Annotated in this window: 19 protein-coding genes; 10 read left to right on the top strand and 9 right to left on the bottom strand. The window is 66.6% G+C overall.

Features of this window, described 5'->3' with window-relative positions; all coding sequences use genetic code 11:
* Positions 1 to 135: 135 nt before the first annotated feature.
* The 3 genes from AC1RP5_RS03275 (at position 136) to AC1RP5_RS03265 (ending at position 1,973) form a co-directional block, all read left to right on the top strand.
* A complete protein-coding gene (locus AC1RP5_RS03275; protein WP_493109145.1) occupies positions 136 to 489 on the top strand; it encodes a hypothetical protein in 354 nt (117 codons plus the stop codon).
* A 68-nt stretch (positions 490 to 557) separates the two neighbouring features.
* Positions 558 to 1,073, top strand: coding sequence for a YidB family protein (locus AC1RP5_RS03270; protein ID WP_493109144.1), 516 nt, complete (start codon positions 558 to 560; stop codon positions 1,071 to 1,073).
* A 102-nt stretch (positions 1,074 to 1,175) separates the two neighbouring features.
* Positions 1,176 to 1,973 (top strand): DUF4394 domain-containing protein, encoded by a 798-nt coding sequence (locus tag AC1RP5_RS03265; RefSeq protein ID WP_493109143.1) that lies wholly within the window; start codon positions 1,176 to 1,178, stop codon positions 1,971 to 1,973.
* A gap of 21 nt (positions 1,974 to 1,994) precedes the next feature.
* Here AC1RP5_RS03265 and AC1RP5_RS03260 read toward each other — a convergent pair whose 3' ends face one another.
* Positions 1,995 to 3,485 (bottom strand): alpha/beta fold hydrolase, encoded by a 1,491-nt coding sequence (locus tag AC1RP5_RS03260; protein WP_493109142.1) that lies wholly within the window; start codon positions 3,483 to 3,485, stop codon positions 1,995 to 1,997.
* A 119-nt stretch (positions 3,486 to 3,604) separates the two neighbouring features.
* Here AC1RP5_RS03260 and AC1RP5_RS03255 point away from each other — a divergent pair, with 119 nt between their 5' ends.
* On the top strand, positions 3,605 to 4,411 hold the full coding sequence (locus AC1RP5_RS03255) for a LytTR family DNA-binding domain-containing protein (protein WP_493109141.1): 807 nt from the start codon (positions 3,605 to 3,607) through the stop codon (positions 4,409 to 4,411).
* 12 nt (positions 4,412 to 4,423) lie between these two features.
* On the opposite strand, the gene gtdA is transcribed toward AC1RP5_RS03255, so the two are convergent.
* Complete coding sequence (gtdA, locus tag AC1RP5_RS03250) at positions 4,424 to 5,467, bottom strand: gentisate 1,2-dioxygenase (protein ID WP_493109140.1); 1,044 nt, start codon at positions 5,465 to 5,467, stop codon at positions 4,424 to 4,426.
* A gap of 7 nt (positions 5,468 to 5,474) precedes the next feature.
* Positions 5,475 to 6,290 carry a gamma-glutamyl-gamma-aminobutyrate hydrolase family protein gene (locus AC1RP5_RS03245; RefSeq protein ID WP_493109139.1) on the bottom strand — a complete coding sequence of 272 codons (816 nt, stop codon included), beginning with the start codon at positions 6,288 to 6,290 and terminating at the stop codon, positions 5,475 to 5,477.
* A 162-nt stretch (positions 6,291 to 6,452) separates the two neighbouring features.
* On the opposite strand from AC1RP5_RS03245, the gene secB reads away from it, so the two are divergent.
* On the top strand, positions 6,453 to 6,974 hold the full coding sequence (gene secB, locus AC1RP5_RS03240) for a protein-export chaperone SecB (RefSeq protein WP_493109138.1): 522 nt from the start codon (positions 6,453 to 6,455) through the stop codon (positions 6,972 to 6,974).
* Positions 6,975 to 6,981: 7 nt separating this feature from the next.
* Here secB and dnaQ read toward each other — a convergent pair whose 3' ends face one another.
* From dnaQ to AC1RP5_RS03225, 3 genes are read right to left on the bottom strand one after another with little or no spacing between them, the layout of a single operon-like run.
* Positions 6,982 to 7,665 carry a DNA polymerase III subunit epsilon gene (gene dnaQ, locus AC1RP5_RS03235; RefSeq protein ID WP_493109137.1) on the bottom strand — a complete coding sequence of 228 codons (684 nt, stop codon included), beginning with the start codon at positions 7,663 to 7,665 and terminating at the stop codon, positions 6,982 to 6,984.
* 26 nt (positions 7,666 to 7,691) lie between these two features.
* Positions 7,692 to 8,354: a dephospho-CoA kinase gene (gene coaE / locus AC1RP5_RS03230; protein WP_493109136.1), complete on the bottom strand. Its 663-nt coding sequence runs from the start codon at positions 8,352 to 8,354 to the stop codon at positions 7,692 to 7,694.
* Between the two features lie 35 nt (positions 8,355 to 8,389).
* Entirely contained in the window at positions 8,390 to 9,367 is a 978-nt protein-coding gene (locus AC1RP5_RS03225; RefSeq protein WP_493109135.1) for a quinone oxidoreductase family protein, read from the bottom strand.
* A gap of 114 nt (positions 9,368 to 9,481) precedes the next feature.
* Between AC1RP5_RS03225 and AC1RP5_RS03220 the strand changes: the two genes are divergently transcribed.
* From AC1RP5_RS03220 to AC1RP5_RS03200, 5 genes are read left to right on the top strand one after another with little or no spacing between them, the layout of a single operon-like run.
* Entirely contained in the window at positions 9,482 to 10,633 is a 1,152-nt protein-coding gene (locus AC1RP5_RS03220) for a PQQ-dependent sugar dehydrogenase (RefSeq protein ID WP_493109134.1), read from the top strand.
* A 5-nt stretch (positions 10,634 to 10,638) separates the two neighbouring features.
* Positions 10,639 to 11,238 carry a Maf family protein gene (locus tag AC1RP5_RS03215; protein ID WP_493109133.1) on the top strand — a complete coding sequence of 200 codons (600 nt, stop codon included), beginning with the start codon at positions 10,639 to 10,641 and terminating at the stop codon, positions 11,236 to 11,238.
* A complete protein-coding gene (locus AC1RP5_RS03210; RefSeq protein ID WP_493109132.1) occupies positions 11,235 to 12,125 on the top strand; it encodes a shikimate dehydrogenase in 891 nt (296 codons plus the stop codon). The genes AC1RP5_RS03215 and AC1RP5_RS03210 overlap by 4 nt, the downstream gene beginning before the upstream one ends.
* Complete coding sequence (locus AC1RP5_RS03205; RefSeq protein ID WP_493109131.1) at positions 12,122 to 12,547, top strand: PaaI family thioesterase; 426 nt, start codon at positions 12,122 to 12,124, stop codon at positions 12,545 to 12,547. Before AC1RP5_RS03210 ends, AC1RP5_RS03205 begins: the two co-directional genes overlap by 4 nt.
* Positions 12,544 to 13,752, top strand: a complete 1,209-nt coding sequence (locus tag AC1RP5_RS03200; RefSeq protein ID WP_493109130.1) for an MFS transporter — start codon at positions 12,544 to 12,546, stop codon at positions 13,750 to 13,752. Before AC1RP5_RS03205 ends, AC1RP5_RS03200 begins: the two co-directional genes overlap by 4 nt.
* 115 nt (positions 13,753 to 13,867) lie before the next feature.
* Here the strand turns inward: AC1RP5_RS03200 and rho are convergent, their stop codons facing one another.
* The 3 genes from rho to AC1RP5_RS03185 form a co-directional block, all read right to left on the bottom strand.
* A complete protein-coding gene (gene rho / locus AC1RP5_RS03195; RefSeq protein ID WP_493109128.1) occupies positions 13,868 to 15,247 on the bottom strand; it encodes a transcription termination factor Rho in 1,380 nt (459 codons plus the stop codon).
* Positions 15,248 to 15,496: 249 nt separating this feature from the next.
* Entirely contained in the window at positions 15,497 to 16,408 is a 912-nt protein-coding gene (locus tag AC1RP5_RS03190) for an NAD(P)-dependent oxidoreductase (RefSeq protein WP_493109127.1), read from the bottom strand.
* Positions 16,405 to 16,878: a GNAT family N-acetyltransferase gene (locus tag AC1RP5_RS03185; RefSeq protein ID WP_493109126.1), complete on the bottom strand. Its 474-nt coding sequence runs from the start codon at positions 16,876 to 16,878 to the stop codon at positions 16,405 to 16,407. The genes AC1RP5_RS03190 and AC1RP5_RS03185 overlap by 4 nt, the downstream gene beginning before the upstream one ends.
* Between the last annotated feature and the right edge of the window lie 3 nt (positions 16,879 to 16,881).

The following is a 16,881-nucleotide window of genomic DNA, read 5'->3' as shown; positions in this document are numbered from 1 at the left end:
GGTCGTTGTTTGGTTGCGTTGTAACCAAAATTTAGGCGGTTCGACCCTCAGCGCGAGCGCAACTTTTCCCCTCCGATCCTGTTGTTACGGGGCGTCGGCATTCACGACCGACACCCGAAATCACAGGAGGGCGGCATGGACACTGCTCGCACGGAACTGAAGGACAACGTCGAGAAACTGCGGAACGCGAAGAAAGTCGCGAACGCGCCGGACTCGTCGGAGCGCGACGCCGCCGACCTCAAGATTCTCGAGCAGGAAGTGCAGGCGCAGCGGCTTCAAATGAAGCGCGAGGCTGGCAAGCCCTCCGAGGCGGCCACAATCACCGCCAAGCCCGGTGAGTCGGCGGAGAAGGTGCTCGATCGCAAGCTCGACGCGGCGCTCAAGGAAAGCTTCCCCAGCAGCGACCCCGTGTCGTTCGTGCAGGCCGCACCTGTCCATTCGGAAGACGAGAAGCTGACCGGTGTGAAGGGCGGCACCAACAAGGGTTAGCGTTCCAAAATCGCAACGCCATGTTGGAAGGCTCGTTGATCGGTCTCTCTCACGAAGGGAACCGGTCGATGAGCCTTCTTGATATTTTCTCGCCCCGAGCCAACGGCGCCACTTCCCCTCTCACGACGGCGATACTCGGACTGCTCGCCTGGAATGGCGTAAAGCCGGGCGCGGCTGGCCAACGCGAAGGCGATCAATCACCGGGCAGCCTCGAAGGTCTGCTGCGGAACAGCCCCCTTGGAGGGCTGTTCGGGAGTACACCGGCAAAACCAACCGACGGCACGACACGCGGCTTCATCGGCGCCTTGCTGACCGGCGGTATGATGGATCTGGTCCGGCAATTCCAGGCAGCCGGCAAGGGTACGGCGGTCGAATCCTGGATCGGCACGGGCGAGAACAAACCCGTCACGGCCAACGACCTTTCCAAGGTACTCAGCGAAGAACAGATTGCGTTCCTCAGCGAACGGACCGGCCTGAGCAAGCAGGATTTGTTGGCAGGCCTCAGCGAGAAGCTTCCTCAGACCATCGACGAGCTCACACCCGAGGGCCGGGTGCCAACCCGCGAAGAACTAAGTCGCGCTTAACGCGCAGCTCTCACGACTGCGTGAGGTGTGCAATCCGAATCGCAGTCCTTCTGCGTCTAAGACTCGTGCATTCGCACGCAATTGGAAACAGGAGGAGCTTCGATGGCTTTCACGAACCGTATCGCGCGCCTGGGTGGTGCTTCGCTGCTGGCACTTGCGATCGGCATGGCGGCCACCGCCGCGCAGGCCGGAACCCTCGTCGGGCTCACCAACGACAACAAGCTGGTCAAGATCGACACCGGCACCATGCAGGCCTCGGCCCCGATGGCGATCTCCGGCACCGGCAAGGTGGTCGGCATCGATGTGCGTCCGGCCGACGGCAAGCTGTGGGGTCTCACCGAAACCGGCCAGCTCGTCACCATCGATCCGGCGACCGGCACGGCAACTCCCGGCAGCATGCTCTCGGAGAAGGTGATGCTCGGCGCCCGACCTGTCGTCGACTTCAATCCGGTCGCCGACCGCCTGCGCGTGATCGCCGCTGATGGCGTTAGCCTGCGCATCAACGTCGACACCGGCGCGACCACGGTCGACAAGCCGCTGAATTACGACGCGGCCGATGCCAACACCGGCAAGAAGCCGATGGTGGCCGCGGGCGCCTACACCAACTCGATGAAGGGCGCGAAGGCCACCGAGCTGTTCCATGTCGATGGCGGCACCGGCGGTCTCGTGCTCCAGAATCCGCCGAACGACGGAATCCTGAAGACGCGGGGCGCGGTCGGCATTTCCGGCGCACCCGATGTCGTGATGGACATCGCCAACGAAGGCGAAGGCAAGAACACCGCCTGGCTGATCGGCGGCGGCACGCTCTACACGATCGATCTTGCGAGCGGCAAGGCCACGCAGGTCGGCGCCGTGAAGGGCATGACCGGCAAGCTGGTCGACATCGCCGTCACCAACTAGACGACACCAACCCACCGGGCCTCAGGTCCCGCTTTCTCCCGACAGCCGTCGCCATAGACTGGCGACGGCTGTGCAGGCCTGATCCTGAGCAATCATGTCGAGATGGCCGAGGCCCGGCACCACCGTTACGGAAATGCGGGGATTGAGGCTGGCGAAGAGCGGCGCGTACTCTTCCGCGCGAAAGAGTTCATCGTTCGAACCGACGGCGATGATCGTGGGCCGATCGATGCGTGCGAGCTCACCCCGCCAGTCGCGGCCGAGCTGAAGGCCGGCGGCGAGGCGGAAGGAATAGACGGGCGTGCGATGGGCGCTGGGCCCCGGCGCGGTCGCGAAGCGCACCGCCGGCAATCCCTGGAACCATGGCATGCCGAAGCCATCGAGAATGGTCAGCGCGATCACGCGTGGCACCGCCACGCTCACCCAGCCGCCCGAAGCAGGCCTCGTCGTTGGTGCGTCCTGCGCGATGTAGGGCGAGATCGCGAGATAGGCATCGAAGACGTTTCGATTGACGCCGCTGGCCGTGCGCAGCACGAAGCCACCGCCCGACGAGAAGCCGATCAGTGTGCGATGGATCTTTGGATCGTTGAGGCCGGTCGCCTTGAGGAAATCCGCGAGGTCGTCGTCGAGCTGGGTGCGATACGAGGTGTCGCCGTTCACCGTGCCGCTGCCGCCGTGACCGCGCAGGTCGATCGAATAGACCGTGGCGCCAGCCGCCTGCAGCGCCTGCGCTTCCTTGTGCATCGAGATGCTGGCGCTCGACGACCCATGGACCAACACCACGGCACGATCGGGACGCGCCGGATAGAGACGGTAGGCGAGCGGTGCGCCATCGCGAGCCGTGACGCGCCGTACCTCGGGAAGCTCGGCCATGTTCCAGCTCGCCATTCCCGGCAGCGAATCGCCCGCCAGCAGACGCGGCAGTTCGCCGGGGGTGCTGAAGGCAATGACGCCCGCAAAACCCGCGACGGTGGCCAGGACGATAACGGCCGGCGCCCATCCGAGTCGCTGGACCCAGCGGCTCGACCGGCCGCCCACCCCGCCCAGCCAACCGAGGCCGATCCCCGCCACGAAGCCGCCGACACCGCCGGCCACGGCGATCCACGCAGGCTCAGCCCTTAGGGACGGCGTCATCCCGAACACGACGCCCAGCGCGTAGCGCACGGCGAAGATCGAGACGCCGAAGACCAGCATGAACCAGCCGCCGGCGATCTCCATCCGACCGTCATCGAGGCGGCGCACGGCGCGGCGGCGCCCCAGCAGGAAGCCCAGCGGCAGCGCGACTGCCAGGGCCACCAGCCAGGCAATCAAGGCCAGCGCCGGCTGGACGGCCTGGCCGATGCCGACGAAGGACAGGATCAGTCCGACTGCAGGCAGCACGGCCAACCGCCAGAGAGGCAGGACGCGGGTCTGCAGCCCCTTCACCCCCAGCCAGACGACGAGGGCCATCAGCGGCCACACCCAGAGCGGGGTGTTCAAGACAATCTGCAACACGACCTGTAACGGCGATGACATGACGGGCTCCGGAGAGGGCGGCGTTGCCCTCACCTTCCGGGTGGCACCGTCCCCGATCCATCGTCGCTACGTGGAAGTGCTGGCGTTTTTCGCGATCTGCCGTCATTCATCCGTTCACGATGCGCGAATCGCCCTACGTTCGGTCGCTCCCGTACCAGCTCTTGCCGGTGCTTGGCGTCGCCATCTTCCTGGCCGTACTCGGTCCGTTCGGGACCTACGAGCACATGGACCTCGCGCAGCGCCTGGCCCATTTCGGCATTGTCGGTGCCTTGAGCTGGATCCAGGTGGTCCTGCTCGCCGCCTGGTTCGGCACCATCGAGCCGATCGACCGCTGGCCGGTTGCCGGCCGCATGACCCTGGTGGGTCTGCTGGCGGCGGTGCCCAGCACGTTCGAGGTCATCGCGGTTCACTCCTGGCTCGTGCGGCCCATGCCGCTGGCGTGGGCGCCAAGGCTCTATCCCGAGAATGCCTTCCTGACGGTCATCATCTCGGTGACGATCGGCCTGTTCGTCGAGCAGCGTCTGCGCGCCAAAGCCGATGCCGAGCGCGAGCGCGTCGCCGCCTTGCCGCCACCGGCCGCGCCGGATCCCGTCACGGCATCTGCGGCCTCGCCCGATTTCCTGCGCCGCGTCCCGCCGGCGCTGGGCCGCGACCTGCTGGCGCTGGAAATGGAGGATCATTACCTGCGCATCCACACGGTGCTCGGCAGCGATCTCGTCTTGATGCGGCTGCGCGATGCGCTGGCCGAGCTGGGGCCAGCGCGTGGCCTGCAGGTCCACCGGTCCTGGTGGGTGGCGACAGGCGCAGTCGCCTCGGTCGATCGCACGCCCGGCCGTGTCGTCCTGGTGCTGCGCAACGGGCTGAAGGTCCCGGTCAGCAAGACCTACAGGGATAGTGTCAGGGAAGCAGGCTGGCTGGAGACCTAACGGAAGCCAGCCTCAGCGGCCGCCGCGATCCTCGCGCCACAGGTCGAGCTTTTCCTGGATAGGGCGATCGGAGAACGAGAACAGCACCGCCTCGCTGTCGGCGCGATGCTCGACCTTCGCCCAGCTCGGCACGACGAAATGATCGCGCTTCTTCCAGCGCATCACCTTGTCACCGATCCTGCTCTCGCCCTCGCCTTCGACGACCGAGAACACGGTGCCGTCGGTGCAGCGATAGGGCGCGGTCGCAAAACCCTTCGGCAGGAGCTGCATGAAGGTGCCCATGGTGGCGATCGGCGCACCGCCGCTCGCCGGATTGACGTAGCGCAGCTTGTAGCCGTGACAGGGATCGGGCGCGCCGGCCTTGGCCAGCGCGTGCAGGGCCTCGCGCGTGCGCGCGTAGGGATAGTTGAAGATCGGCGAGGTCTGCTTCGCCGGCTTCCAGTCCACCGGCAACATACCGCTGGCATACTTCGCGTCCGACGTGCCTTGCGGCGTCGTCACGACCTGCTCGTCGGTCTCGCCGTTCTCGGCGAAGCCCGCGTTGAACATCGCGACCAGCGGGATGTCGAGACCGTCCAGCCATACCATCGGCTTCGACGAATCGTTGCCGTGATCGTGCCAGGTCCAGGTCGGCGTGATGACGAAGTCACCCTCGTGCATGATCGTGCGCTCGCCATCGACCGCCGTGTAGGCGCCTTCGCCCTCGACGATGAAGCGCAGCGCCGACTGCGTGTGGCGATGACTGGGCGCGACTTCGCCCGGCAGGATGAGCTGCAGGCCGGCATAGAGCGTCGGCGTGATGCAGGCGCTGCCGGTCATCGCGGGGTTTTCGAGGATGAGGACACGTCGCACCGCTTCCTTGGCGGTGATCAGCGAACCCGATTCCATCAGGAACGGCCTGACCGCGTCATAATCCCAATGCGCGGCCTGGTACTTCGGCGCGGGGCTCGGCGGCACGAGCTGGTGCAGCGATTCCCAGAGTGGCGCCATCGAGAGGCCGCCGATGCGCTCGTAGAAATCGCGCCGAGCGTTGTTGCCTGTCGTCGGCGCGGACATGCGGGCGTTACTCGGCGGCGCGCAGCATCGGAGCGGAGCGCGCCACCATGCGCGCGCGGCAGGCCGTGGCGAAGGCATCGAACAGCTTCATCGAGACCGGGTTCTCGAGCGCCTTGTATTCAGGGTGCCACTGCAGCGCGAGCACGAAACCCGGCGCGTCGGGCACGCTCAGCGCCTCGACCTGTCCATCGTCACTGCAGGTCGCTTCGAGGCGCGCGCGCGGCGCCAGCACGTCGACGCCCTGCCCGTGCAGCGAGTTCACGCGCACGCGCTTCTCGCCCAGGAGCTTCTGCAGCACACCGCCCTCGGCCACGTCGATGTCGTGCGCCGGCGCATAGTTCACATCCATGTCGGGCGACTTGGGCGAACGGTGATCGCGTCGGCCCTCGACCTCTTGCACATGCTGATGCAGCGAGCCGCCCAGCGCGACATTCACTTCCTGCAGGCCGCGACAGATCGCGAACAGCGGCACGCCGCGGTCGATCGCGTGCCGGATCAGCGGCAGGGTCGTGGAATCGCGCGCCCGGTCATGGAGCGTGCCCTCGCGGCTTTCCTTGCCGTAGTGATGCGGTTCGACGTTCGAGGGACTGCCGGTCAGCAGCACGCCGTCGAGCGTGTCGAGCAGGCGGTCCATCGCCTCGACGAATCCCGGCTCGTCGCCGAAATCGGCGCCGACGGCCGGGATGATCACCGGCAGGCCGCCGGCGGCCCGGAGCGCCGCCTGGACATATTTTTCGCCCACGGTGTGATGCCAGCCGCCGCGGCCGTTCTCCTTGTAGCAGGCGGGAATACCGATCAGGGGGCGAGAAGCGGAGCGGTTCATAGTCTGCCGAGGCATGCAAATAGCGGAGCTGCCATTTTCGCCGCTGGTTCACGCCTTGGCAATTGCCCGGCACCTGAACCTGCCCGCATCTTGTGCACTGCAGCCCTGCATGGTACCGCCGCGCCGCAGCAAGACATTGCCCAGACAATTGGAAAGAGCGCCATGACGACCACCCCTCCGCCGTCCGCCCCGCCCTCCGGCCAGACCGCCCAGGCGGGCCCCGCCGCGCCACTGACCATGCACGGCCAGTACATCAAGGATTTCAGCTTCGAGAATCCGCGCGCGCCGCAGAGCCTGATCGAGCAGACCCAGCCGCAGCTCACGCTGAACGTGCAGGTCTCCAACCGCCAGTTCGACGCCAAGACCTTCGAAGTGTCGATCACGATCGAGGCCTCCGCGCATACGCCGGAGAAAGAGCCGCTGTTCATGCTCGAGCTGATCTATGCCGGCACCGTGACCCTGGGCGAGCTGCCGGCGGAAGCCACCGGTCCGATGCTGTTCATCGAGACGCCGCGCCTGCTGTTCCCGTTCGCCCGCGCCATCGTCGCGAACGCCACGCGCGAAGCCGGCTTCCCGCCGCTCAACATCGCGCCGGTCGATTTCGTGGCGCTCTATCGCCAGCAGCTCGAGGCCAATGGCGGCCAGATGCCGGGCGTCCCCGCCGGTCCGGTCGGCCACGCTTAACTGAAGGTCAGGCGTCGACCTTCAGCCAGATCGGGTCGCTGATCTTCTTCAGGAACTCCGCGTGCGCGGCAAGCTCGGCAGGGCTCGCCGCGTGTGGACGGGCCTCACGCATCGGGCGGCTCGGGTCGACCACGCCCTGAAGCCCCGCCGCCACCATCTCCGGCGCCAGGCCAAGATCGCGCTGCCGGCCACCGCTCAGCTCCAGATAGACTTCCGCCAACAGCTCCGAGTCGAGCAACGCGCCGTGCTTGGTGCGCTTGGTGTTGTCGATGCCGAACCGGTCGCACAGTGAATCGAGGCTGGCGCGCTGACCGGGAAACTTGCGGCGCGCCATCGAGACCGTGTCGACATAGTCGTTGGTGAGCTTCGACTTGCCGGCGCGCGCCAGCTCGGCGTTCAGGAAGCCCAGGTCGAATTGTGCGTTGTGGATGACGAGCTGGGCATCGCCCAGGAACTCCAGGAATTCCTCCGCCTTGTCGGCGAACAGCGGCTTGTCGGCCAGGAATTCGTCGGAGAGGCCGTGCACTTCCTGCGCGCCGGCCGGCATCGGCATCTCGGGATTGAGATAGAGCTGCAGTGAGCGGCCGGTGGCCACCATGTTCAGCAGTTCGATGCAGCCGATCTCGACCACGCGATGGCCGGCGAGAGGATCGAGGCCCGTGGTCTCGGTATCGAGGACGACTTCACGCATCCCGATCTTCTAGCCCATTTGCCTGTTTACTTGCGACGGGCGCGCGCGAGCCGGGCTGTGAACTTTTCCCGCCACGGATTGGGCGGCCAGAACTCCCCGCGCAGGCCGCGCAACTCGGCCACGGCCACGGCCAACGCAACGCGCGTCGGGGCGAGACCCATGCCGGTCGGGATCACGATGCTGGCCTTCCGGCGCTTGAGCGCGTCCGGTACCTGCTGGCGCAGGATGCCTTCGAATTTCTCCACGGTCATGCCCGGGCGAGCCAAAACGCGGCGGCGCTGAAGGAAAGCCGGCGCGCTCACCACCAGGGTGGCGTCGACGCGCCGCTCGCCCAGCCCCTCGAACAGCAGCGGGATGTCGAGCACCACCAGCTTTTCGCCCGCCAGTGCGGCGCGCCGAAGGAAGGCGCGCTGCTTCAGGTGGACCAGCGGATGCACGATGGCTTCGAGCCGGCGCAGCGCCTCCTTGTTGCCGAAGACGCGCGCGCCCAGCGCCTGACGGTCGAGCACGCCCGCCTTCACGACGCCGGGAAACGCCGCCTCGATACCGGGCAGCGCCGCGCCGCCCGGTGCCTGCAGCGCATGGACGGCGGCATCGGCGTCGTACACGGGCACGCCCATCTCCCGCAGCATCTTGGCTGCGGTCGACTTGCCCATGCCGATCGAACCGGTCAGTCCGACGATGACCATTTATGGGACCATCTACGGCAACGCCTGCGGCAGGATCAGGGGACCAGGACGGTCTGGCCCGTGGTCTTGCGGCTCTCCAGGTCGATATGGGCCTGGGCGGCTTCGGCCAGCGGATAGTGCTGGTCGATCGAGATCTTCACCTTGCCGCTCTTCACCATCTTGAACAGCGAGCGGGCGCTGGCTTCGAGATCGGCACGGGTCGCGGTGTAGGCGCCGAGACTGGGGCGCGTGACGTAGAGCGAGCCCTTCGCGTTCAGGATGCCGATCGGCACCGGCGCCACGGCGCCCGAGGCGTTGCCGAACGAGACCATCAGGCCGCGCGGCTGCAGGCAGTCGAGCGAAGCGGCCCAGGTGTCCTTGCCGACGCCGTCGAACACGACGGGCACGCCCTTGTTCTTGGTGATCTTCTTCACCTCGGTGACGATGTCCTGCTTGGTGTAGTCGATCACCCACTTGTAGCCGTTCTTCTTGGCGAGAGCGGCCTTCTCCGGCGACGAAGTCGTGCCGATCACCTTGTAGCCGCGGGCCTTGGCCCACTGGCCGAACAGCAGGCCAACGCCGCCGGCGGCGGCATGGAACAGGATGGTGTCGCCCTTCTTCAGCCACGCCTTGGCGGTCTGGTCGACGAGATATTCGGTGGTCATGCCCTTCAGCATGATCGCGGCGGCCTGCTCGTCGCTCACGCCCTTCGGCACGTGCACGAGCTGGTCGACGCCCATCAGGCGCTCCTGGCAGTAGGCGCCCAGCACGCCGCAATAGGCGACGCGGTCGCCCTTGCGGAAGCCCTTCACGCGCGGGCCGACCTCGACGATCACGCCCGCCGCCTCGCGGCCGACCGCGTTCGGCATCGGGGTCTGGTAGAGGCCCGAGCGGGTGTAGACGTCGATGAAGTTCAGGCCGATCGCCGTGTGACGCAGCTTGACCTGGCCGGGACCGGGCTTGCCGACCTCGACGTCCTCGAACTGCATCTTCTCCGGGCCGCCGTTTTCATGAATCAGGATGGACTTTGACATCTGAAATTTCTCCCCTTGCAGCGGCGACCGAGGAACGTCGCCCGCTTGCGGGCGTCGAGTATAGTGCCCGGCCTTTCAGGCGCCAGCCCGGCGCGGCCTTCACGAGGAGAGTTTATGCCCAGGAAGCTCCTGATCGGACGCCGCCGCCTTCTCACCGCGACCGGTGCCGCCATTTTGGCGGCTCCCGCAATCGCCCCGTCCGTCTCACATGCCCAGCAGGTGCTGCGCAGCACCAAGGCCTCCTACAGCCTGAGGATGCTCAGCCTCGACCTCGAACAGCCCTGGGGCATGGCCTTCCTGCCCGATGGCCGTCTCCTGATCACCGAACGGCCGGGCCGGCTGCGCATCTTCGCCAACGGCCGGCTCGAACGGGCGCCGGTCGGCGGCATGCCCAAGGTTTATGCGCGCGGCCAGGGTGGCCTGCTCGATGTCTGCCTGCACCCCGACTTCGCCCGCAATTCGCTGCTCTATCTCACCTATTCGGGCGAGGGTGACGGCGGCGCCGCGACAGTGCTGGCGCGAGCGGAATTCCGCAACAATGCGCTGGTCGGCCTGCAGCGCATCTTCGAGGCCCTGCCGCGCACGTCCGGCGGTCTGCATTTTGGCTCGCGCATCGTCTTCGATCGCGCCGGGCTCCTCTACGTCACCTGCGGCGAGCGCTATCAGATGCAGCGGGCGCAGAACCTGGCCGATCTCGGCGGCAAGGTCGTGCGACTGCGCGACGACGGATCGGTCCCGCCCGACAATCCCTTCGTCGGCCGCGAAGGCGCACGGCCGGAGATCTTCACCTACGGCCATCGCAATCCGCAGGGCATGGCCATGCATCCCGGCACCGGTCGAATCTGGGAGGCCGAGCACGGGCCGCGGGGTGGCGACGAACTCAATCTGCTGAAGGCCGGCGCCAACTATGGCTGGCCGCTGGCCACCCATGGCATCGACTACAACGGCTCGATCATAAGTCCGAACAAGAGCCTGCCTGGCATGGAAGATCCGGTGCGCGTCTGGGTGCCGTCGATCTCGCCCAGCGGCCTCGCCTTCTATACCGGCGACCGCTTCCCCGGCTGGAAGGGTTCGGTCTTCACCGGGGCGCTGTCGGATACCGCACTGCATCGGATCGAACTCGACGGTGACCGCTATGTCGGCGAGGAGCGGTTGCTCGTCGACGTGCTTCCCTATATCCGCGACGTACGACAGGGCCCCGATGGGCTCATCTATCTGGTCACCCATACCGACAGCGGTGGCCTTTATCGCCTGGAGCCTGCGTAACGCCCATGCTGATCCTCGCTTCCGCCAGCCGCTCGCGCCGGCAGATGCTGCAGAATGCCGGCCTCGACTTCACGGTCGAGACGTCGGGCGTCGATGAGGACGAGGTGAAGCTGAGCCTCGCGGCCGAGAAGGCGACGCCGCGGGACATCGCCGAGACTCTCGCAGAGCTGAAGGCGCAGCGCGTTTCCAAGCGGCATCCCGAGGCGATGGTGATTGGCGCGGACTCGACGCTGGCCTGCAACGGACGACTGTTCGACAAGCCGCCCACATTGGCGGCTGCGCGCACGCAACTGCTGGCACTGGGTGGCCAGACCCACGAGCTTCATTCCTCTGTCGTCGTCGCCAAAGGCGGTGTGCGGCTGTGGCATTGCAACGAACATGCGCGGCTCACGATGCGGCCGCTGACCGACGCTTTCCTCGATGCCTATCTGGCGCGTGCCGGCGAGGTCGTGACCACGTCGGTCGGCGCTTACCAGCTAGAAGGCGTGGGCGCGCATCTCTTCACGAAGGTAGAGGGTGACTACTTCACCATCCTCGGCCTGCCGCTGTTGCCGCTGCTGTCGTTCCTCGCGGGACACGGCATCGGTCTGGAGAAAGCCGGATGAGCGCTTACGACACCCTGATCGCCGAGGCCGCCGGTCGGCCGTTCGCCGCCATCGTCGGCTGGCCGGCCGAGCATTCGCGCTCGCCCGCGCTGCACGGTTACTGGCTGAAGCAGCATCACATCAAAGGCCATTACGGCCGCCTGCCCGTCGAACCGCGGCGCGAGGCGCTGGAGGAGCTGGTCGCCTTCCTGCGCGCCACGCCGAATGCGCGCGGCTGCAATCTCACCCTGCCGCACAAGATCGAGATCATGCCGTTCCTCGATCGCATCGACCCGGTGGCCCGCCGCATCGGCGCGGTGAATACGGTGGTGAAGCAGGCCGACGGCACCTTGGAAGGCCGCAACACCGACGGATTCGGCTTCCTCGAAGCACTGAAATACAACGCGCCGCACTGGACGCCCGAAGCCGGTCCGGTGGTGGTGCTGGGCGCCGGCGGCGCGGCGCGTGCCGTCGTCGCCAGCCTGATCGATTCCGGCGTGCCGGAACTCCGCCTCGTCAATCGCACGCGGCAGACCGCGGTCGATCTCGGCGTCGCCTTCACGCCGTCGGGCGGCCAGCGCATCGTGGTCGATTCCTGGGAGGAACGTGCCGGCCTGCTCAAGGGGGCGACCCTGCTGGTCAACACGACGTCGCTCGGCATGAAGGGCCAGCCGGCCCTCGACATCGATCTCGCCAGGTTGCCACGCGAGGCGGCGGTCTACGACATCGTCTATGTGCCACTCGAGACGCACCTGCTGGCGAGCGCGCGCTCGCGCGGCAATCGCTGCGTCGACGGGCTCGGCATGCTGCTGCACCAGGGCCGGCCGGGCTTCGAAGCGTGGTTCGGCCCCAAGGTCGACGTCTCGGTCGAGCAGCGCCGCGCCGTTGCGGCCGATCTCGGCGCATGACGACCGAGAGCAATCCGCCGGACGGCTTCAAGCCGCTGTTCCGGACGAGCCCGTTCCTCGATCACAACGGGCCGTTTTTCTATCGCGAGAACGGCGACGGCACCTTTGTCGTCGGCCTGCGCATCCAGCCCAAGCATGCCAATGCGCGCGGCGTCGCCCATGGCGGCATCCTGATGACCCTGTGCGACATCTCGCTGGGCTATCGCACGACGCGCAGCCAGACGCCCTCGCCGCTGATCGTCACCGCCAGCGTGAAGACCGACTTCGCGGGTTCGGCGAAGATCGGCGACTGGGTCGAGGCCCATGTCGACGTGCACAAGGTCGGCGGGCGTCTCGCCTTCGCCAACTGCTACCTGAAGGTCGGCGAGGAGCGCATCGTGCACGCGAGCGCGGTGTTCGCGCGGACGGGCGATCGATCTTGAGGCTCGTCTTCACGGCATTCCTGCCGTTCGCGCTGGGTTACTTCCTGAGCTTCCTGTTCCGCTCGCTGAACGCCGTGGTGGCGCCGGCGCTGCGCAGCGAACTCGGCCTCGACGATGCCGCGATCGGCGTCGTGACCTCGATGTATCTCGCGGCCTTCGTGTTGGCCCAGTTGCCGGCCGGCGTGGCGCTCGACCGGTTCGGGCCGCGACGCGTTGCGCCCATGATGTTGCTGGTGACTGCGCTTGGCGCCGTCGTCTTTGCCCTGGGACACGATGTCGTGACACTGAGCATCGGCCGCGCGCTGATCGGGCTTGGCCTGTCCGTCGCGCTGATGTGCGGTTTCAAGGCCAATGTCCTCTACTGGCCGATTGGCCGCCTGCCGCTGGTCAACGCAGTGATGATGACGTTCGGCGGACTGGGCGCCGCCATGGCGACGCGGCCGGTGCAGTGGCTGCTGGTCGACTTCGACTGGCGGCAGGTCTTCCTGGGTCTCGGCGCGATCACCGTCGCAGTCGCGCTCTATCAGCTTTTCGCCGCGCCCCGTTATGCGCGTACCGGCGGCGGCAGGATCGGCCAGGAGATCATGGGCTTGGTCGGCATCTTGAAGACACGGCTGTTCTGGAGTGCAGCCCTCGCACCTGCTTTCTCATTAGGCGTCTGGATCTGCTACGCGAGCTTCTGGGCGGCGGGCTGGCTGCGCGACGTGGCGCATCTCGACGAGCCGACGGTCGGCGTTGCGCTGTTCGCGCTCTCGATCGCCATCGTGCCCGGCTATTTCTTCAGCGGCATGATCGTCGACATCCTGCACAAGCGCGGCATCCGCGGCGGCCGGGTGCTTCTGGTCTACGGGCTGCTGTTTCTCGCGATCCACATACCGATCGCCCTCAACGTCACGGCGATGCCCAAGCTCCTGTGGTTCGCCTACGTCATGTTCGGCGGCATGCCGGTGGTCTGCTACGCGCTGGTGACGCGTGCCTTCGCGCCCGAGCTCGCCGGCCGGGTCAATACCACGATCAATCTCGTCTGCATGCTGATCGCCTTCGTTCTGCAGGCGTCGATCGGACCGGCATTGGCCTGGATGGAGGCGGTGCAGGGCCTGCCGCGTGCCGAAGCGCATCAGATCGTGACGGTCGCGGTGCTGGCGATGCAGGCGGCGCTGTGGCTGTGGTTTGCGTCGAGCCGGGAGGCTCGGGACCTGCCGTGAAAACGAAAGAGCGCCGCTTTCGCGGCGCTCTTTGAATTCTTATCTGTTCTGAGCCGTGTGGGCTCTCGCGCGTGGTTACAAGCGCTGCCGCCCACCATAAGGCGCGTAGCGCGCCTTATTGATTCATCGACCCAAAGAAATCCTGGTTGGTCTTGGCCGTGCGCAGCTTGTCGAGCAGGAACTCGATCGCATCGACCGCGCCCATCGGCATGAGGATGCGGCGCAGCACCCACATCTTCGACAGCGTCGCACGGTCGACCAGCAGCTCTTCCTTGCGGGTGCCCGACTTGGTGATGTCGATCGCCGGGAAGGTGCGCTTGTCGGAGACCTTGCGGTCCAAGATGATTTCCGAGTTACCGGTACCCTTGAACTCTTCGAAGATGACCTCGTCCATGCGGCTGCCGGTATCGATCAGGGCGGTCGCGATGATGGTGAGCGAGCCGCCTTCCTCGATGTTGCGGGCCGCACCGAAGAAGCGCTTCGGGCGCTGCAGGGCGTTGGCGTCGACACCGCCGGTCAGCACCTTGCCGGAGCTCGGCACGACGGTGTTGTAGGCACGGCCGAGGCGAGTGATCGAGTCGAGCAGGATCACCACGTCCTTCTTGTGCTCGACCAGGCGCTTGGCCTTCTCGATCACCATCTCGGCGACGGCGACGTGGCGGCTGGCCGGCTCGTCGAAGGTCGAGCTCACGACCTCGCCCTTCACCGTGCGCTGCATGTCGGTGACTTCCTCGGGGCGCTCGTCGACGAGCAGCACCATGAGGAAGACCTCGGGATTGTTGGCGGTGATGGCGTGCGCGATGTTCTGCAGCAGCACCGTCTTGCCGGTACGCGGCGGCGACACGATCAGGGCGCGCTGGCCCTTGCCGATCGGCGCGATCAGGTCGATCACGCGGGTCGAGATGTCGAGCTGCTGCTGCGGCGTCGAGCCGGCCTTCTTGGTCAGCGTGCCGGTGCGGCGCGTGCCGACACGGCCCGACGAAGTCGCCTTCGAACCGCCGACGGCTTCCTCGGTGATGGCAGGCGCCATGACGGCAGCGCCGCCTTCGAGCTCGAGCTTCAGCTTTTCGTCGGGATAGAGCGGCGTCAGCGAGTCGAAGTTGATGCGATGGCGCAGCGCATCGGGATCGTCGAAGTTGATCTTGTTGATCTGCACCATGGCGAAGTAGCGCTCGCCATCCTTCGGCGCGCGGATCTCGCCTTCGACCGTATCGCCGGTGCGCAGGCCGAACTTACGAACCTGCTGGGGGCTGACATAGATGTCGTCGGCGCCGGGCAGGTAATTGGCTTCCATCGAGCGCAGGTAGCCGAAGCCGTCGGGGATCACCTCGATGGTGCCGACGCCGAAGATCGCCTGGTCGGCGGCGGCGAGCTTCTGGAGGATGGCGAACATCAGCTCCTGGCGGCGCATCATCGCCGCACCCTCCACGCCCTGCTCTTCGGCAAAGGCCAGGAGTTCGGGGGGCTTCTTCTTCTTGAGGTCCTGGAGATTCATGTGTCTTCGATCTGGTGGGGGAAATGACGCACGCGCTTGCAGCGACCGGGCGGCCGAGCTTGGAAAAACAGCGCTGTGTCGTACTGGAAGGGATCCTATCGAGTTGCCGCCGGGGAGACGACGCCAAGGACCCTAGGTAACCTTTATATACGGGCCGATTTTGGCCCTGTAAAGGCAGCCCGTCGCGACGGGCTGCCACGGGGGATTGGGTTACAGGCGAGCGAAGCTCGGCTTACGACCCTTCCGCCGTCACTTCTCCTCGGCCAGCATCTCGGCGTAGCGGAAGATCTCGGTGTGGTCGGCGCCCTTGCCCAGCTTGCCATCGGCGGCGGTCCAGTAGGCCACCGCCTGCTCGAGACCGGGCACATGCAGCTTGAGATGGGAAGCGACGTCGCCCGCGGTGCGCAGGTCCTTGGCCATCAGCGCGGTGGTGAAGCCCGCGGCGAAGGCGCGCGAGACGACCTGTTGGCGGCCCTTCACTTCGGTGGCGTTGCTCTTGCCCGTCGACGTATTGAAGACGTCGACCATGGTGCCGGGATCGAGGCCGAATGCCTCGCCCACGACCAGTGCCTCGCACATCGCCACCAGCCCTGCGGCCGAGAGATAGTTGTTGAGTGCCTTCAGCGCGTGACCGGCGCCCGCGGGACCGCACAGGGTGATCGTCTTGCCCATGGCGCCGAAGACCGGCCGCACCTTTTCGAGATCGGCAGACCCACCGCCCACCATGATGCTGAGCGAGCCGTCGATCGCGCGCTTCACGCCACCCGACACCGGCGCATCGAGCAGCGCCACGCCACGGGCCGCGAGATCGCGCGCGAGCTTCTGGGTGTCGACCGGGTTGGACGAGCTCATGTCCATCACCACCGCGCCGGGCTCCAGCCCTTCGATTGCGGGATCGCGGCCCTCCAGCACGGCCTGCCGCACGATCTTGCCGTCGGGTAGCATGGTGATCAGCGCCGCGGCGCCCTGGGCGGCCGCCTTCGCCGACGCCGTCGCCAGCGCCGACGGATGGGCGCCGACGAAATCGGAGACCGCCTTCTGCGAGACGTCGAACACGCGCAGCGTGAAGCCCGCCTCGACCAATCGTTTCGCCATCGGGCGACCCATCATGCCGAGGCCGATGAAAGCGATGGTGGCGGGAGGCGTGAGCGTCGTGGTCATGGTTCAACCCCTGCAATGAGATCGTATTCATAGAACGGCAAAACGCGGCCGGGAATCGCATCCGACGGCTCGTTTCGCAGGAAGCGAGCGCCCATGCGCTCGTAGAAAGGAGCGGCGTTCACGTCGGCGAGAATGGTCATGCGCCGGTATCCCAGCTCCCGCGCCAGGGCGACCGCGGCTTCGAACAACAGCCGCCCCGTCCCGCTGCCGATGGAAACCGGATCGACGAACATCAACGCCAGTTCGGCATCGTCGCCGTCGCGGCCGACACTGACGGTGCCGACCGTTCTGCCGGACGCGTCGGTTGCCACCAGCACGCGGCCCTCGGCGATGCTTTGTTCCTCGACCGTGAGCGAGGGCACGCAGAGTCGCATGAACTCCGCGTCATACCCCCAATGGGCCTTCGAGCGCAGGCAGAGCGCGGTGAGGCTTGCCGCCTCACCGCTCCGTGCCGGCCGAACTTCGGCCATGTC

It is taken from the genome of Reyranella sp. GW821-FHT12G01 (assembly GCF_058806575.1).
The sequence above is the reverse complement of the archived record's forward strand: the minus strand, read 5'-3'. Positions and strand labels throughout refer to the sequence as shown.

Excerpts from the sequence above, each read along its gene's own strand:
- AC1RP5_RS03220 (WP_493109134.1), top strand. The coding sequence starts at position 9,482 with ATGCCCAGGAAGCTCCTGATCGGACGCCGCCGCCTTCTCACCGCGACC.
- coaE (WP_493109136.1), bottom strand. The coding sequence starts at position 8,354 with ATGGTCATCGTCGGACTGACCGGTTCGATCGGCATGGGCAAGTCGACC.
- AC1RP5_RS03205 (WP_493109131.1), top strand. The coding sequence starts at position 12,122 with ATGACGACCGAGAGCAATCCGCCGGACGGCTTCAAGCCGCTGTTCCGG.
- AC1RP5_RS03265 (WP_493109143.1), top strand. The coding sequence starts at position 1,176 with ATGGCTTTCACGAACCGTATCGCGCGCCTGGGTGGTGCTTCGCTGCTG.
- gtdA (WP_493109140.1), bottom strand. The coding sequence starts at position 5,467 with ATGTCCGCGCCGACGACAGGCAACAACGCTCGGCGCGATTTCTACGAG.
- AC1RP5_RS03260 (WP_493109142.1), bottom strand. The coding sequence starts at position 3,485 with ATGTCATCGCCGTTACAGGTCGTGTTGCAGATTGTCTTGAACACCCCG.
- AC1RP5_RS03190 (WP_493109127.1), bottom strand. The coding sequence starts at position 16,408 with ATGACCACGACGCTCACGCCTCCCGCCACCATCGCTTTCATCGGCCTC.
- secB (WP_493109138.1), top strand. The coding sequence starts at position 6,453 with ATGACGACCACCCCTCCGCCGTCCGCCCCGCCCTCCGGCCAGACCGCC.
- AC1RP5_RS03185 (WP_493109126.1), bottom strand. The coding sequence starts at position 16,878 with ATGGCCGAAGTTCGGCCGGCACGGAGCGGTGAGGCGGCAAGCCTCACC.
- rho (WP_493109128.1), bottom strand. The coding sequence starts at position 15,247 with ATGAATCTCCAGGACCTCAAGAAGAAGAAGCCCCCCGAACTCCTGGCC.
- AC1RP5_RS03275 (WP_493109145.1), top strand. The coding sequence starts at position 136 with ATGGACACTGCTCGCACGGAACTGAAGGACAACGTCGAGAAACTGCGG.
- AC1RP5_RS03270 (WP_493109144.1), top strand. The coding sequence starts at position 558 with ATGAGCCTTCTTGATATTTTCTCGCCCCGAGCCAACGGCGCCACTTCC.
- dnaQ (WP_493109137.1), bottom strand. The coding sequence starts at position 7,665 with ATGCGTGAAGTCGTCCTCGATACCGAGACCACGGGCCTCGATCCTCTC.
- AC1RP5_RS03245 (WP_493109139.1), bottom strand. The coding sequence starts at position 6,290 with ATGAACCGCTCCGCTTCTCGCCCCCTGATCGGTATTCCCGCCTGCTAC.
- AC1RP5_RS03215 (WP_493109133.1), top strand. The coding sequence starts at position 10,639 with ATGCTGATCCTCGCTTCCGCCAGCCGCTCGCGCCGGCAGATGCTGCAG.
- AC1RP5_RS03255 (WP_493109141.1), top strand. The coding sequence starts at position 3,605 with ATGCGCGAATCGCCCTACGTTCGGTCGCTCCCGTACCAGCTCTTGCCG.
- AC1RP5_RS03210 (WP_493109132.1), top strand. The coding sequence starts at position 11,235 with ATGAGCGCTTACGACACCCTGATCGCCGAGGCCGCCGGTCGGCCGTTC.
- AC1RP5_RS03225 (WP_493109135.1), bottom strand. The coding sequence starts at position 9,367 with ATGTCAAAGTCCATCCTGATTCATGAAAACGGCGGCCCGGAGAAGATG.